Source organism: Legionella maioricensis, assembly GCF_023618015.1.
Taxonomy (GTDB): domain Bacteria; phylum Pseudomonadota; class Gammaproteobacteria; order Legionellales; family Legionellaceae; genus Legionella; species Legionella maioricensis.
Map to the genome: position 1 here is coordinate 1 of NZ_JAJKBJ010000018.1, position 15,439 is coordinate 15,439.

Consider the following 15,439-nt stretch of genomic DNA (forward strand, 5'->3'; position numbering starts at 1 on the left):
GTAAAGAAGCTTAAATCAATGATAGAAGAGCAAAGAAATTAGAGAATCTTGCATGCTTCGTCAAAGCTTAACCGAGGTAAACGTGGAAAAAGTGAGTTTTTATTGCCATAGCCAAGATTGCAAATGAAGTTTGACTTCCAGGTCGTTCCAGCAAAAAATTGTTCGTCGAGTTTTTTATTATCAAAGCCTGACATAGGGCCACAATCAAAACCCAAAGTACGTGCAGCCATAATAAAATAGGCGCCTTGTAAGGAACTATTGCGAAATGCTGTCGACTCGGCAAGCTCCTTATTTGAAGCAAACAAGTCCCGAAACCCCATGCCCTGAGGATAGAGTTTATCGATGCATTCATAAAACTCCAGATCTTGAGCGATAATAACGGTTACCGGGGCTGCTTTGACTTTATCAATATTGGTTGGATCAAGGCATTGAATTAGTTTTTCCTTTTCTGGTCCCTTTTTCACAAAGACAAATCGGCCCGGACAAAGGTTGGCACTGGTTGGTCCCCATTTCATGAGCTCATAAATTTCATTTAAGTGTTGATCGCTTACTTCTTTGGGTAACCAATCACGATATGTTCTTGCTTCAGAAAAAAGCTGTTTGATGCCATCATTTGAAATTGAGCTCATAGAAAATCCCTCTCATTGTTATATTGGTTATTTTTATGTACTTAAGTATAAACCTATTGGCGAACTGATTGAATGGATTCAATCAAACTGGAAGGCGATAAAGAAAACGTATGATGAATACTATCTTAAGTAAAATAATCCAAAATATTTTCAAAATATGTTCTATATTATGAATGGTATCTGATGCTCGGTGATGATATTGATAATAAGGAAAACTATATGAGTACTAACCCAAAATTAATTATTATAATTGTGCTTTTAGTTTTAGCCACACTAATCTTCTTGCTGTTACCAGAAGCTGCTGCTAATAAAGAATCTGATTCTGGAACAACCAAACCTTCTACATCAAAAACCTTGCAATCAAATTCTTGAATAGAATGATGGGAAGACTAGCATCGCATCCGATGCTAGTCAAAAAATGCGTTAGCTTTTCTTCGCAAATACAGCCTTTAAATGTTCAATAACGGTTTCTACTGCAGTACGGCATGCTGGAGTATCGGCAATATCGTTTAACATCAAAAAGTCATGGATGGTGCTATGGAACCGGACTCCAGTGACTTTCACTCCAGCTGCATTTAGATTATGAGCATAAGCTTCGCCTTCATCACGTAACACATCACATTCGCCATTAATAACAAGCGCTGGAGGCAATCCTTTAAGTTGTTCCACGCTAGCCTTCAATGGACAGGCAGTGATTTCTTTTCTTTTCTCTTTGTCAGGTAAATAATTATTCCAGAACCATTCCATAGCTTTTTTGGTTAACCAAGGACCTTCAGCAAATTCTTTATAGGAACCGTTCTCAAAATTTGCATCAGTTACGGGATAAATAAGTACTTGATAATTGATTTTAGGACCGCCACGCTCTTTTGCAAGCAACGTCATGGCAATAGTCATGTTCCCTCCTACGCTATCGCCAGCAACAGCAAAACGAGAAGTGTCCAGATTAAATTGCTTGCCATGTTCCGCAATGTATTTGGTTGCGGCATAAGCTTCTTCTAATTGGGTTGGATATTTAGCTTCCGGAGCTAAAGTAAAATTAACAAATACAACAGCAGCATGAGCCCCGACCGCAATTTCCCGAACCAGACGGCCATGTGTCTTATAATTTCCAAAAACCCAGCCAGCACCATGATAGAACATGACTACAGGTAATGTCTCTTTTGCGCCTTTAGGGCGAATAATACGAACACTCACTTGTCCTTGCGGACCAACAGGAAGCTTATGATCTTCAACATCAACAGCCGGTTGCTCAGAAGACAAGGCTTGTAAGTTATCAAAAATAGCCCGTCCTTCCTCCACAGGAAGGTCATATAATGGTTTACCGCCTGCCTTTTGTACTTTCTCTATGAAAGCCCATGTTTCTGGCTCAATTCGTTTATTTAAATCCATGTTAATATCCTTATTACTTTTAATGTTATTGATACCTCTATAGGTTTAGTCGTTCTCCAGTGAAAAAGCAAACACATCCATCACTAAAACCCGGTCAATGCTGAACTATATACTAAAATTAAAATATATAGCATGGTATCTTATTATAGAAAACGCCCCAGATATCTGCAGCAATGAGTCCGTTCGGTATTTCAAAAAACATGCTCCATCAGTAGTTGAAACAACAAACTTCTCTTAAAAAATGCAAATTTAAAATCTGCATTTTTTAAGGCTGTGTTTTTATCTCTGTTTATTAGTTGCTCAACGATTCCCATAAAGCTAAATGAGCACCAGAAGGATCAGTTATAATTGCAAAACGTCCCATGTCCCCCGCTGCAGTAACTCCTTTTATTTCCTGAGCACCATGTTGTTTGGCCTTTTCTAATGCCTTTTTAACGTCTGTAACTAAAATATAGGCCATCCAATGTGGGGGAATTTGATTTTGTTGCTCTGTTGGTATTTGCCAAATACCGCCTATGTCCTTATCATTCAATTTTATAATGGTATAGGTCATGTCATCAGAACGAATCTCTTTAAACTGCCAACCAAAAACCTTACTATAAAAATCTTTGGCTTTACCCAAGTCTGCAGTTGCTAATTCATTCCAACAAAATTGCCCTACTGTTGATTGCGTCATAATAAAGTTCCTTTTTTGTTTTAATTAACGTCATGACAGAATATCGACTCAATTATTATACAGGTACCCTTTGAACCATGTATTGAGGTACTGGCGTTTCTATGCCTGCACTATCAAATTGTTGTTTAATTGTTTCTTGTAAAATATTACGGGCAGTAGAGACCTCAGAGGTATAGACCCAAACCATGAATTTTAATTCCACAGCAGAATTGGCAAAATTGTTAATAGTCACATTAGGAACTGGATCTTTTAAAACGTACTCGCTCTGCTCAGCTATGTCCATTAACATTGATTTTACCTGGGTAATATTACAGTCGTAAGCAACCTCGACAATGATATCAAGGCGACGAGTTGAAAAATAACTTAAATTGGTAATCTCTGACTTTATCATTGCCTCATTAGGGATACGAACCAATTTATTATCAGAGGTTTTCAACTTCGTAGACAATAAGTCAATAGAATCAATGACCCCAGTAATACCTTTCACCTCAACAGTATCCCCCACTTTGAAAGGATGCTCGAATAATAAGAAAATACCACTAATTAAGTTTGAAGCGGCGGTTTGCGAGGCGAAACTGATGGCCACAGTAAAAACCCCTGCAGCACCTAATAAAACACTGAGTTGAAAACCTACATGCTGAAGGCTGGTAACCGCAAAAATAGCAAAAATAGAATAAAAAATGAAACGCCTAATCAACATGGTCTGATGACGCGTAAATCGTTTTGATAATACTCGCTCAGTGAAGATGCTCAAACGTTTAGAAATAAAGTATCCCAGAACAATCAAGCATAAAGCATAAATAGTATTGACCATTTTGTCTGGATGAAGAAAGTAGTTTAAATAATCAAAAGACTTCGTGTGCATTATATTTCCTAATAAAATCTACAGCATCAACGTCAAAAGCTTTTATTATGACATGTTTCTTCTGCAAAACCACAAAACTCACTAGCCATATCATGAGTGCTCCCTAAGATGTAGCCTCTTCTTTAGTTTTTTTAAGATGATCCTCAGCAAGCAACATATAAATGGCCGGCACAACAAATAAAGTAAATAAAGTACCAATAGAAATGCCGGTAGCGATAACAAGACCTATATTAAATCGACTCTCGGCTCCAGCCCCGGTAGCAATAATAAGAGGTACAACCCCAAGAACCATCGCAAAAGTAGTCATCAGAATGGGACGAAATCGAATGGCTGTAGCCATTTTAATCGCTTCCAATTTGTTTTTACCCGCCTGCTGCAATTCATTGGCAAACTGAACAATTAAAATACCGTGTTTACTGATCAATCCGATTAAAGTAACCAGCCCTACTTCACTATAAATGTTAAGGGTTGCGTCACCAATACCAAGACTCACAAAAATCATGGCGCCACAAATCGACATTGGCACACTGATCATCACAATTAGGGGGTCACGGAAACTTTCAAACAAAGCGGCTAATGATAAAAAGATAATAATTAATGCAAAGAAAAAGGTAACAACCAAACTCGCACCTTCTTGAATAAATTGTCTTGATTGAGATGCATAATCAATATAATACCCATCAGGAAGTACTTCCTTAGCCAGATTAGCAAACGTTGTTAAAGCTTCCTCCATTGTAACTCCCGGGAACGCAACTGCAGAGACGGTTGCAGAATTAAGTTGTTGAAAATGATTTAAAGACTCTGGAACAATTTGCCTTTCCAATGTAGCAACGGTTGAAAGCGGTACCATATTTCCTAATGAGTTTTTGATGTAATAATCTAATATTTGGTGCGTATTCAAACGATCAGCACGCTCCATTTGCGGAATAACCTGATAAGAACGACCATCATAGTTAAAATAATTAATATATCCTTCACTCAATGCAGAACCAAAGGTATTACCAATATCTTGCATGGTTAATCCAAACTGAGAAATTTTATCTCTATCGAGCATCACTTTTGTTTGCAGTTGATCAATCTTCAAATCCGGATCGATATAAGCGTAAATACCTTTCTGTCTGGCTTTATCCAGAAACGTTTGTAAAACCGTATTTAAATTCTTAAAGCTTTCAGTGGTCGTAATAACAAACTGGATGGGAAGACCACTGCCTCCCCCGGGTAAAGACGGTAACTGAAAAGCTGCGATTTTTGCACCAGCGATCTTATTGAGCTCCTTTTGTAACAAAGGTTGCAGCTCATTACTGCTTCTGCTTCGTTGCTCCCATGGCTTAAGAACCATACCGACAATAGCCTGATTAAGACTTGGGTTGCCATCGACCTGAAATGTATGGTCTATTTCAGGATATTTTTCAAAAATTTTTCTGACCTGTTCTGAATACAGATGGGTTTGTGCTAAAGATGCATTTGCCGGAGCCGTTATTTGCGCAATAATGATTCCCTGATCTTCTTGGGGAGCCAGTTCTGAACTTGAAGTAACAAATAAAAAATAATTACTGGCTAAAATAATTGCGGCAAAGACGGCAACCACGGGTAGATAATTTAAAGTACTTGCCAAGCCTTTTTTATAAAACTCTTCTAAGGCTGCAAATTTCTTATCAACATACTCCATAAACTTACTTTTCTTACTTTCAACGCCTTCTTTGAGCAATTTAGAACACATCATCGGTGAAAGGGTTAATGCAATAACTGCAGAAACGGTAACAGCTCCCGCCAGAGAAAATGCAAACTCGGTAAAAAGCGCTCCAGTTAGCCCGCCCATAAAACCGATTGGAACATAAACTGCAATGAGAACTACTGTGATTGCAATAATAGGTCCAGCTAATTCTTGTGCACCCAATAAAGCAGCCTGGAGTCGCTTCTGGCCTTCTTCGATATGTCGTTGTACGTTTTCAACGACAATAATCGCATCGTCAACTACTAGCCCTATTGCTAGTACTAATGCCAGTAAAGTTAAGAGATTGATGGAGTAGCCAAGAATTACCATCACCCAAAAAGTACCAATAATCGATAAAGGGATTGCAACAAGTGGAATAATAACGGAACGAATTGAGCCTAAGAAGATAAAAATAACCCCTGTCACAATTAAAAAAGCTTCCATCAAAGAGGTGATCACCTCCCGTATTGATGAGTCAACAAAGAGACTTGCATCATAAACTATCTTCCCTTTCAGCCCCTGAGGTAATTGTTCCTGGATGGTTGGAAATATTTTCTTGATATCATTGATTACGGTTAAAAGATTGGCAGAAGGTGCAACTATTATACCTATATAGACTGCTCGCTTTCCATCAAAGCTTACGGCTGTATTATAATTTTGTGCACCTAAATCAACCTTGGCTACATCTTCCAAACGGATGATGGCCCCATTTTTTGATTTAAGTATCATTTTTTTAAACTGATTCACATTTCTAAGATCGGTACTCGCTGTAAGATTTTGAATAAACATTTGCCCATCAGTACGCCCTACCGCGGAAATAAAATCATTACTCGCTAATGTAGCCCCCACTTCGGCCGGAGTAATACCATAACCCGCTAATTTGACAGGGTCCAACCAGGCGCGCAGTGCAAAGGTTTGATTCCCTAATATTTCCGCCTTTTGTACGCCATTTACCGCTTGCAGCTTTGGTTGAACCACTCGAATAATATAATCAGTAATCTTATTAATGGGTAATTGGTCACTATAAAAACCGATATACATTGAATCAATAGTTTGTCCCACGGATACTGTAATCACTGGTTGTTGTGAGTTTTTAGGTAACTGGTTAAGGACCGCATTAACCTTGGTAGTAATATCAGATAATGCTTTAAGCGGATCGTAATTAAGCAATAAGTTAACAATGATGGTACTGGTACTAGGGGTGCTGGATGAAGTCATGTAATCAATGCCATTTGCTTGGGCAATTGAATTTTCCAAGGGAGTGGTAATGAAACCAGCCACCACGTCAGGGTCAGCCCCCGTATAGGTTGTGGTCACTGTAACAATGGCATTTTCAGTAAACGGATATTGCATCACCGGTAATGAACCAATAGAACGTAAACCCATTGCCAACAAAAATAAACTGATTACAGTTGCCAGTACTGGTCGCTTGATAAAAAGATTCGTAAACGCCATGGGTGCAATCCTTAATTATTTTTCCAGTACTTTAGGTGTGGCCTCATTACTAGGCTGTATTTTATTATTGATGATAACGGTACTGCCATTTTTGAGTTTAAGCTGACCGCTAGTCACAATAATGTCGCCAGCTTGTAGCCCTTTTAAAATTGCAACCTGATCGCCGCGCGAATCACCTACAGTGACAAAAACCTCCTTCGCTAATAGTATTGGCTGGTTCTTGCTGTCTTTTTTACCACTGTCTTTAACAATATAAACAATATCCCCATAAGAATTAAAACTAATGGCTGATTGCGGCACGGTAAGATAATTTTGTGGCTTCTCAGCATCAACTTCAACCTGTACAAACATCCCCGGCTTAAGTTTAAATTCCGGATTAGGTAAAGTTGCTTCCACTTGCACGTTACGCGTCGCGGTATCTACTGCGGGTTGAATAGTAGTGATTTTTCCTTTAAAGATTTGTTTGGGAAAAGTATCAGTAACCACATTAACTATTTGCCCAAGTTGCAGTTTTGCCAAAGCTTGCTGAGGTAGAGAAAAATCAGCATAAATAGGATCCAGGGCTTGCAAAGTGGTGATGGTATCTCCGACATTCAAATATTGCCCCGGATTAATATTATTAATTCCCAAATGTCCTGAAAAAGGAGCACGAATGGTTTTCTTATCTACTGTTGCGGCCTGTTGTTCCACTTGAGCCGTAAGATTTTTGAGATTCCATTCATCGCTGTCAACCGTTTGCTTACTCACAGCATGAACATTAAATTGGGCTTTATCTCGCTCATAGGTAATTTTTGCAAGCTGGACTTGCGATTGTAATGCATGCAATTGCCCCAATTCTGTTCCGGCATTTAATTGCACCAGCAAATCCCCTTTTTTTACTACAGCACCCGGAGTAAAGGAAATAGTTTGCACCATTCCTGGGAGTTCGGTGGTCACATTAACACCAAGTTGGGCTCTTAAACTCCCTACTGATCTCAACTTGGGTTGCCAGCTTAATGGACTTACTTTCATTGTGGAAACAGTAACGGCCGGAGCTTGTACTGATGCCAAATACCTTTTTATCATAATCGCCTTGAATCCTTTCCAACCAAAAACAAGGGTGAACAGAATTCCTACGCCAATTAACATCTTTATCATTGGTTTTTTCAAGAAAAATCTCGCTCTTCAAAGACATAATAAATGTCAGTTATCTCAAGGTCTTAAATAAACCCCCAACGTTACCCACACTGTTCCGTACACCATGGCTTATGCCACCATCCTCCGCCTAGCGATTGAAACAAGGCTACAGTATCGCTATATCGAGCCGCTTGCGCTTGAATACGGTTGATTCGCGTTTGCTGGTACTGGTGTTGCGCGTTTAACAAATTAATATAATTAGTGGCCCCCAGCCGGTATTGGGATAAAGTTAAATTAAGGGCTTGACGCGCGGCCTTTTCCGCCAATGCTTGTGCCTGCAAAGTACGGGCATCGGTTTCTAAAGCGCGTAAGGAATCGGCCACATTCTGAAAAGCTTGCAATACTGTTTTCCGATATTCGGCGTCTGCCTGTTGATACGCTGCAATTTTCGCACGGCGAGCAGCAAATAAAGCGCCCCCCTTAAAAAGAGGCTGAGCGACCTGTCCTATGATATTCCATACCACATTTTGAGGAGTAAACAAATTCGTCAATGAGGTATTAAGCCATCCATAACTTCCAGTCAGGGTAAATTGAGGAAGTAAATTTGCCGTAGCCACTCCTATCTGAGCACAAGCAGCATGAAGCGTTGCTTCTGCAGCACGAACATCTGGCCGCTGACGCACCAAATTGGACGGTAAACTTACGGGAATATTAGAGGGTAACCTTAAACTATTAAGATCAATTTTTGGTAAAGGCCCATCGGGAAATTTACCCACCAGTGCTGACAATGAATGTTTGGCCAATGATAAATTTTTTTGTAACGGAGGTAGTGATGCTTTTGTCTGCTCAAGTGTTGTTTGTTGTGTTAACACATCAGCATTAGAAATCCCACCTAAGCGATATTGTTTATTTAAAATATCAAGTACAACCTCTTCTACTTTAATTAACTCTAAAGTCGCATCAATTTGATCTTGATAAGAGGCAACACTTATCGCGGTAGTCACAATATTTGAGGTTAAAGTGAGATAAGCTCCAATTAACAAAAATTGTTGATAGTCCGCTTGAGCTCGTAGGGATTCAATAGCGCGCCTAGAGCCGCCGAAAGCATCTAAAGTATAAGACACATTAGCCGTAACGTTATATAAGTTAAATGTAACGGCCTCATCACCACTAGCAATTGAAGTAAAAGAATATCGTTGTCTTTCGGCATAATTGGTCGTATTAAAAGCCGGCCAAAGTGTGTTACCTATCTGCACCTTTACATTTTCTTGCGCCTGGCGTAAAGCAGCTATAGCGGAAGCCAAACTTGGATTATTGGCTAATCCTGCCTGAATGAGCTGATTAATGGATTGAGAATGAAAAAGCTCCCACCAGATAATGGGAATATCTTCATTAGTTACAAAAGTCTGCTCATTACCCCCTGCGCTTTGGCTGCGTACCGTTTTTTTAGGCAGAGGCGTCTCAGTATATCTCTCAACTTGAGGGGGGGGAGGAGAACGAAAGTTAGGCCCCACCATGCAAGCGCTTGAAATAGCACACAGTCCAATAATAATAGCGGCATTTATTTTTGAGTAAAAAGCATCCATCTGCCGCAGTCCCTTATGAAACACTGTTAATTCTTACCTTTTATACAGTTGATTATATAAGATAGTATGCATTGTTAAAATTATTTAAGCTCATTTAACGATTAGTGCAAACCTTAAATCAGGAGAATACCCCCCAAAAAAATATAATACCGTAAATCAACGTGAGGTATAAGAGTTTCTTAAATTTGTTTCATCTCACGATTTATTCCAATGCCTCATGTAAATCCCCATGCCAACAATTTCTAGAATCGAGCATTCACTTGAGCTGTTGTGGTTTTTGTTGTCGTCCCCAGGAAACGAGTAGAGGCAACCGGCAATAATTGCCCACTGGCATTATCTCCCAGAGGATAAGCCTTATCATATTGATGCCCCACGGATAAGGATACATATTTCTGAACCCTAATGTTTAACGAAACGCCAATGGTGGATTTAGGCAGATTTAATGCAAGAGCTTCTGCTGATTCTCCATAACCGACAGTGATAGAGGTTTTTTTATCAAAAAGAGTAAAATTGACGCTTACTTCAGAATTCCATGCAGAGGGGCGAGCACCAAAATCATTGTACGACAGGTTTTCAAAAGCGAATGGCCGTGTAGTCTGGACAATCTCACCATAAAAGGCCAGATGAAGCGGATCGATGCGTAGTTTTGCACGGGTATCATATGCTGGTACCGTATGAACCAATAATTCTCTTGCTCCAAATCCACGGAAAGCCAAGAATCCACCTCTTCTGTTGCGGGCTCCTTCGAAATCCAAAAACTCATTATCTACATATTCTCCAGCATCGGTAACAATAGTGGATGCTCCCGTATTTTGCATCCCCCCTGAATCCGCTATATTCTGGACGTAACTAATGCCTGTACTGAATTTAAAATATGAATTTTCTAATACATAGCCCAAATTGGCGCCTGCATTATTGATAACACCATTTTTTTGACTTGTGAATGCATCCCCCTGAAATACGAAAATAGAGGCATTAAACCCATTTTTAGTTCCTGGCTGTTGAAAACCAAGCAGGATTGGACGTTCTCTAAAACGGCCTATGCGTGCTGATAAGGGGGCAAATAATAAAGAAGAACCATATTCACCAAAAGGAAGAAACATCTGTCCCCCAGAGAGATAGAGAGGAAATCGATTTAAATTCCCCCAAGTGAGGAAAGCAGTATTTAAGAAAATGGATGAATTGGCTACTCGTGTGGTAATCACTGTTTCATCAAATTTTTCAGCACTATTGGGATTATAGCTAATCCTCATAGTCCCAAATAATGAATCCATTATTTCTGCAGTAAGATTTAAATTGGCCCCTGACAAATTGAGGTCGCTTTGAGTTTTACCATTTCTTGGCGGCACCTTCGGCGGCTTACGCACCGTGCCCAAACCTATAATTGATCCTCCTAATTCAATTCGAGGATAAGGTAAAGGCTGAATATGACTTTGCTTTAATTTATTATAATATTCCTGCCGCATTTTTAATATGGCCAAGTCCTGATTGTATATTGGTGCAGTATCATATTTATCGCGCACATTAACCTGAGGAAGAGCCAAAACCGGATCGAGAGGTTTTCTTTTTTCCATTTTGCGTTCTTTTTTTTCTAATGCGGCAATACGTTTTTCTAATTTACGAATTCGGTCAGAATCTGAAGACATTGCTGTTTTAGTAAACAACAAGAGAATGAAGAGACAAATGATTTTTTTAATACAACTACTTTGCAACGCAAAATCTCCTTGTTGTAATTCAATAGTAAAGCCACTACAACAAGCAGAGCCTATTGCCTTTTGATTAATAAACCTTACTTACTTTAAAAACCAAGCTGCGCCCTTATTTATTTAATTTATAGAGCATAACTTCATGATTTTATAGGACGAGATTATTCTTTACTCAATCTATTATTGTCAATACAGTTATTCATTAATGCTTTTGATTTTTGCTATCACGGCGTGTTTATTTCACTCATTAATTGTGTGCTTGAAAAAGTGACGGACTTTATTAACCATGCGATCAATAAGCGTTGCATGTTCTTTATTCTTATTCTGAGATTTTAAAGCACTGATGTTTTTATTAAGAAGCTTCCTGGCGAGAACAATTTCACTCATTTTCTCAATTAATTCAGGTTTTTGTGAGAACAATGTTTTAATATTGCTATGAGTTATCTCTATCACGGTACTTTCTGTTTTGACAACCATTGACGCACTGCACAGATCTCCTGTTAAAAGCGACATCTCACCAAAATATTGCCCATCACTCAAAGTGGCTACAAAATTTTCTGGTTGTATTTCATTAGAAATATAAACATCAATATTGCCTCTATAAATAATAAATAAAGAAGAGTTTTTCTGCCCATGCTCCAGCACCATCTCTGGAGGACCGTAATAATGGCAGAGAGCGTTTGCGGCGAGTAGCGAGATCTCATTAGAGTTTAGTGAACTGAATAAATCAGTTTTTAGTAAAAAACCCTCCAGAACCGCTGGAGAGAGAATCTCTACAGGTTGTATTAAATCTATAGAGCTGATCCTGATCTGATTTCGGCGACATTGATACCATACAATAGATAATATCTCGTCATTAACCAAATTCTCATTCATCTCTTTAGTATAATAAACTAACTTATAGAGATACTCCTCATTCTTTATTTCAGAAAGGGTCGCCACAGGTGATGGCTCACGCATTACTTTTGAGGATTGATGAGCCGCTGAGAGAATAATTTTTTTAAATTGCTCTGGAGAAATTTGATCTTGTAATGGAATCAGAAGCAGTACCCCATGTACTGGATCAGGTTTTGAAAGATTCATTATCTGAAGTTTTGTAACCAATGAATTCGGTATGGAAAGATAATTATTATCTTGAGTCAGCAAGTTAACAAAGCGCCAATTCATATCGATGACCATACCTATAGGCCCCGAGGTAAAATTATCACTAATTTTTAGAGATGAACCAATAGTCAAAGCATTATTAATTTTTATCCAATCCCCTTCACTAAATTGTTTTAATGCATTGAGTCCAAGACCTGCAAAAACATCATTCAGCATGGCCTGCGCTGAATAACCTAAAATAATGGCCAATACACCAGAAGCCGTAAATAGTCCAAAAGCCGACTTAAAGAAAACAAAATGAATAATAGCCGCGATAATAAATAGGAACACAACACAAGAAACCAAATCTCTTAAAATCTTGCTTACCACAATGCCCTTACGGAGAAAAAAAGTATTCCATAACCAGTGCTCCAATAATTGATTAATCAATAAATAAAGGGATAACCACCAACAGCATTGAATTATAATTTTTATAGTAGCTGTGTTTAAAGTTCTTTCAGAAGCAAGAAGGGGAAAGGGGGAGTACATTAATAGCAAGCTAAAAAAAATAAAGATGCCGCCCGCAAACCACAGCTTTCGATTTGAGCTTTTAACAACCCTTTTAATCATTTGGTCATAGAGAAAAATGGGAATAAATATCGCAACGATTAAACCGATGATTTTTATTGTCTCGTTAAGCTCCATAGGAATACCTGTCATCCTTAATAAAACTAATTGAACCCTCTTTCTCCAGCATCATCTTTATGTATTTAGACAGTCGGTCAAGATCTTTTCCTGATACGCTTGATCCAATACCAAAAAGATTGCCAAAAGGCAGCAATAAACAGGACTAAGGTAATCAGTAAGATGGCTATGACCATTTGAATAATATTAAATTTAAGCGAATCATGAGCAACAAACCAGCTGGTGATCGAACCGGCTATGACCATGAATATCCTGACGAGCCATCCTATCATGGACCTTCTCCTGCACTTATATAAATGGGGTGAATCTCCTTTAACTACCAAACCATCGTTGATAAACTTTATTATAAGTTCCATCCACCTGCATTTGAGCGATGTCTCTCTTTTAAGCATATACTTAAATTTTTATTAATCCAGAAGAAAGACAAGCAAAAAATTAGTGCTGGAAAATAGGTAGCTCTCTCAATAAGTACGGGAAACATTATCTCGAACCGACGATAGTCAGTTTTTCAAAAAGCACATTTATTAATCTTATTTTACAATTTATATGAAATTGTCGTCCGCAAAGGCGGGACGACAAAAAAAGTAGTAATACCTTAAGTTATTGGTTCGGAAAACACTGCTCGTCCAAAGTACCGATTTTATTTTGGAGCAGCAAAACTGGAATATGCTGTACCGACTGCTGCTGCAAGTCCGATAGCAGAAAGAGCAAACATTGCATAGCGGCAACCGCTGTTATAATTTGAATGTTGCGAGGTTATTTTTTCTGGCAGGACACGCCCCTCTTCCATTTGGTCTAATAACTCAATATGCAGTTGAAGAAAATCCTCCACAGCATCAACAAATTGAGTTTCCTCACTTGCAGTTAATACAGACTGATTAATGAAAGTACTAAGGGGATCTGTTTGATTTAAAACGCTGTTGTAGAATTCACCTTTAAATCTATTATTAAAGATTCGCTGCATATAAGTATTGAAAGTCTGAGCATTAACGGCATCACTAAAACATCGAACTGAAAAATAAGCAAATAAGGAGACCGGATCTGCCACCGCTATTTTAGCCATCATCTGTTTTACCGCAGGACATATCATATCGTCTTTAATGACGCTTAATTTCTCGGGGTCAGACAGAGAGGTTTTCATTTCACGCAGGTCATTTTTAAGGTGTTCAGAGCGGTCAACCCAGGGCTCTTTATTAAAAAGACCAAGATAAAGAGTATCGCCATTAATTAATTGATTTAAACGAAATTCCATTGCCTGATAGAGTGCCACATATTGGATGAAAAGATGAATACAATCCATTTTAATGGGTAAATCGTCTGCCTTCTCAAAACGAAGTCGTAACATAAAATCAGTATTTTCTGCCAACCTGCGTTTTAAATTTTCCTGAATAATAAGTCGACTCATTAGAATATTCCTTTTCAATTAATGCCTATAAAAATCCAATTATTCTAGGGTCTGTTTACAATGGCTCCTTCGACATCTTGAGAACAAGTCGCCGTTGTTGCAAATTGATCTGCTTAATCCCGCGTACGAAACATGGAGGGCGGGGTAAACGGGTTTATTACCTCACTGCGCAGTTTCCCCCCCTAATAATTGATCTTCTAATTGAGTTCCTCCTTTATCTGCAGGTGAAGGCAAAGAAAGAGCTGGTGCTGGATTTTTTAACGCCTCCGTTAAACTGATAAATTTATATCCATTTTTTTGGTACATTTCTAGAACATCACCTAATAAATAGCTATTAATAAGGTTGGCATGAATTAACAAAATCTGTTTTGAGGATTGTCCTTTTGCTCTGTTTTCTGCTCTTAACGTTTGTTTCCAAATATAGTCCAAATAACGAGGCTTTAATTTTTTAAGAATATAGGCTTCTCGCACACGAAATGGCACTTTATAAGCCATTTCATTAAAATTAAAATCTTTACTGTCAATCGTTACTGGCGCAATGGTGTAATGATGTTCAGTAAGATAATCATGAACTTTCGGTTTTGAATTTTTGTTGCCCTCAGCAAGGTAGGGGTAACGAAAATATTTGGGTTCAGTCATGAGCGGAGTCAGGATTTTATCAGCCTTATCCACATCAGCAATATACTTTTCGGCACTCATTTGATTTAAGTTATAATGCGAATAAGTATGATTACCCAACATAAGACCCGCTTTACGAAACTCCTCCAGAAAGGACCACTGACCTTTTTCTATTGCTCCGGCAATCACAAACCCGGTAGCGGGAACTTTATATTTAGTAAATGCTTCTATTATCTTGTTAAAGCGATCTATGGAGCGTTTTTGATTGTTAGGCGTATTCATTTGTGACGCAACAAGAGGTAAATCATCTATAGTAATAGCAATTTCACGCTCTTGTTCAGCAAAACATACTGAAGAAAATAAAGTGGTTAGCAGAAATATTAATTTAAACCTTGATAGTCCCTTATCCAGTTTAGATTTCATTTTAAAATATGCCTTAGTTAGAAAATCCAGGTTCTATTAATCTATCATTATAATTTAGTGGAGAACAAT

The 15,439-nt window shown here is 38.4% G+C and carries 13 protein-coding genes; 1 reads left to right on the plus strand and 12 read right to left on the minus strand.

The window, feature by feature from the left end; all coding sequences use genetic code 11:
- Positions 1-38 precede the first annotated feature (38 nt).
- Positions 39-629 carry a malonic semialdehyde reductase gene (locus LOX96_RS13100; protein ID WP_250422639.1) on the minus strand — a complete coding sequence of 197 codons (591 nt, stop codon included), beginning with the start codon at positions 627-629 and terminating at the stop codon, positions 39-41.
- A gap of 219 nt (positions 630-848) precedes the next feature.
- Between LOX96_RS13100 and LOX96_RS13105 the strand changes: the two genes are divergently transcribed.
- Positions 849-1,001 carry a hypothetical protein gene (locus tag LOX96_RS13105; RefSeq protein ID WP_250422638.1) on the plus strand — a complete coding sequence of 51 codons (153 nt, stop codon included), beginning with the start codon at positions 849-851 and terminating at the stop codon, positions 999-1,001.
- A 51-nt stretch (positions 1,002-1,052) separates the two neighbouring features.
- Here the strand turns inward: LOX96_RS13105 and LOX96_RS13110 are convergent, their stop codons facing one another.
- From LOX96_RS13110 to LOX96_RS13160, 11 genes are all read right to left on the minus strand, one after another.
- Positions 1,053-2,018: an alpha/beta hydrolase gene (locus tag LOX96_RS13110; protein ID WP_250422636.1), complete on the minus strand. Its 966-nt coding sequence runs from the start codon at positions 2,016-2,018 to the stop codon at positions 1,053-1,055.
- A gap of 292 nt (positions 2,019-2,310) precedes the next feature.
- Positions 2,311-2,694 (minus strand): VOC family protein, encoded by a 384-nt coding sequence (locus LOX96_RS13115; protein WP_250422634.1) that lies wholly within the window; start codon positions 2,692-2,694, stop codon positions 2,311-2,313.
- A gap of 55 nt (positions 2,695-2,749) precedes the next feature.
- On the minus strand, positions 2,750-3,559 hold the full coding sequence (locus LOX96_RS13120) for a mechanosensitive ion channel family protein (RefSeq protein WP_250422631.1): 810 nt from the start codon (positions 3,557-3,559) through the stop codon (positions 2,750-2,752).
- A gap of 103 nt (positions 3,560-3,662) precedes the next feature.
- Positions 3,663-6,728, minus strand: coding sequence for an efflux RND transporter permease subunit (locus LOX96_RS13125; RefSeq protein ID WP_250422628.1), 3,066 nt, complete (start codon positions 6,726-6,728; stop codon positions 3,663-3,665).
- A gap of 15 nt (positions 6,729-6,743) precedes the next feature.
- Positions 6,744-7,865 (minus strand): efflux RND transporter periplasmic adaptor subunit, encoded by a 1,122-nt coding sequence (locus tag LOX96_RS13130; protein ID WP_250422625.1) that lies wholly within the window; start codon positions 7,863-7,865, stop codon positions 6,744-6,746.
- 80 nt (positions 7,866-7,945) lie between these two features.
- Positions 7,946-9,430 carry an efflux transporter outer membrane subunit gene (locus LOX96_RS13135; RefSeq protein WP_250422623.1) on the minus strand — a complete coding sequence of 495 codons (1,485 nt, stop codon included), beginning with the start codon at positions 9,428-9,430 and terminating at the stop codon, positions 7,946-7,948.
- A gap of 242 nt (positions 9,431-9,672) precedes the next feature.
- Positions 9,673-11,142 carry an LbtU family siderophore porin gene (locus LOX96_RS13140; protein ID WP_250422621.1) on the minus strand — a complete coding sequence of 490 codons (1,470 nt, stop codon included), beginning with the start codon at positions 11,140-11,142 and terminating at the stop codon, positions 9,673-9,675.
- Positions 11,143-11,376: 234 nt separating this feature from the next.
- A complete protein-coding gene (locus tag LOX96_RS13145) occupies positions 11,377-12,924 on the minus strand; it encodes a mechanosensitive ion channel family protein (RefSeq protein ID WP_250422617.1) in 1,548 nt (515 codons plus the stop codon).
- Positions 12,925-13,001: 77 nt separating this feature from the next.
- Positions 13,002-13,196 carry a hypothetical protein gene (locus tag LOX96_RS13150; protein ID WP_250456374.1) on the minus strand — a complete coding sequence of 65 codons (195 nt, stop codon included), beginning with the start codon at positions 13,194-13,196 and terminating at the stop codon, positions 13,002-13,004.
- A gap of 368 nt (positions 13,197-13,564) precedes the next feature.
- Positions 13,565-14,329: a heme oxygenase-like domain-containing protein gene (locus LOX96_RS13155; RefSeq protein WP_250422615.1), complete on the minus strand. Its 765-nt coding sequence runs from the start codon at positions 14,327-14,329 to the stop codon at positions 13,565-13,567.
- A 162-nt stretch (positions 14,330-14,491) separates the two neighbouring features.
- Positions 14,492-15,370, minus strand: coding sequence for a polysaccharide deacetylase family protein (locus tag LOX96_RS13160; RefSeq protein ID WP_250422613.1), 879 nt, complete (start codon positions 15,368-15,370; stop codon positions 14,492-14,494).
- Positions 15,371-15,439: the final 69 nt, after the last annotated feature.

Coding starts and splice junctions, on each gene's coding strand:
- LOX96_RS13100 (WP_250422639.1), bottom strand. CDS start 629: ATGAGCTCAATTTCAAATGATGGCATCAAACAGCTTTTTTCTGAAGCA.
- LOX96_RS13105 (WP_250422638.1), top strand. CDS start 849: ATGAGTACTAACCCAAAATTAATTATTATAATTGTGCTTTTAGTTTTA.
- LOX96_RS13110 (WP_250422636.1), bottom strand. CDS start 2,018: ATGGATTTAAATAAACGAATTGAGCCAGAAACATGGGCTTTCATAGAG.
- LOX96_RS13115 (WP_250422634.1), bottom strand. CDS start 2,694: ATGACGCAATCAACAGTAGGGCAATTTTGTTGGAATGAATTAGCAACT.
- LOX96_RS13120 (WP_250422631.1), bottom strand. CDS start 3,559: ATGCACACGAAGTCTTTTGATTATTTAAACTACTTTCTTCATCCAGAC.
- LOX96_RS13125 (WP_250422628.1), bottom strand. CDS start 6,728: ATGGCGTTTACGAATCTTTTTATCAAGCGACCAGTACTGGCAACTGTA.
- LOX96_RS13130 (WP_250422625.1), bottom strand. CDS start 7,865: ATGATAAAGATGTTAATTGGCGTAGGAATTCTGTTCACCCTTGTTTTT.
- LOX96_RS13135 (WP_250422623.1), bottom strand. CDS start 9,430: ATGGATGCTTTTTACTCAAAAATAAATGCCGCTATTATTATTGGACTG.
- LOX96_RS13145 (WP_250422617.1), bottom strand. CDS start 12,924: ATGGAGCTTAACGAGACAATAAAAATCATCGGTTTAATCGTTGCGATA.
- LOX96_RS13150 (WP_250456374.1), bottom strand. CDS start 13,196: ATGATAGGATGGCTCGTCAGGATATTCATGGTCATAGCCGGTTCGATC.
- LOX96_RS13155 (WP_250422615.1), bottom strand. CDS start 14,329: ATGAGTCGACTTATTATTCAGGAAAATTTAAAACGCAGGTTGGCAGAA.
- LOX96_RS13160 (WP_250422613.1), bottom strand. CDS start 15,370: ATGAAATCTAAACTGGATAAGGGACTATCAAGGTTTAAATTAATATTT.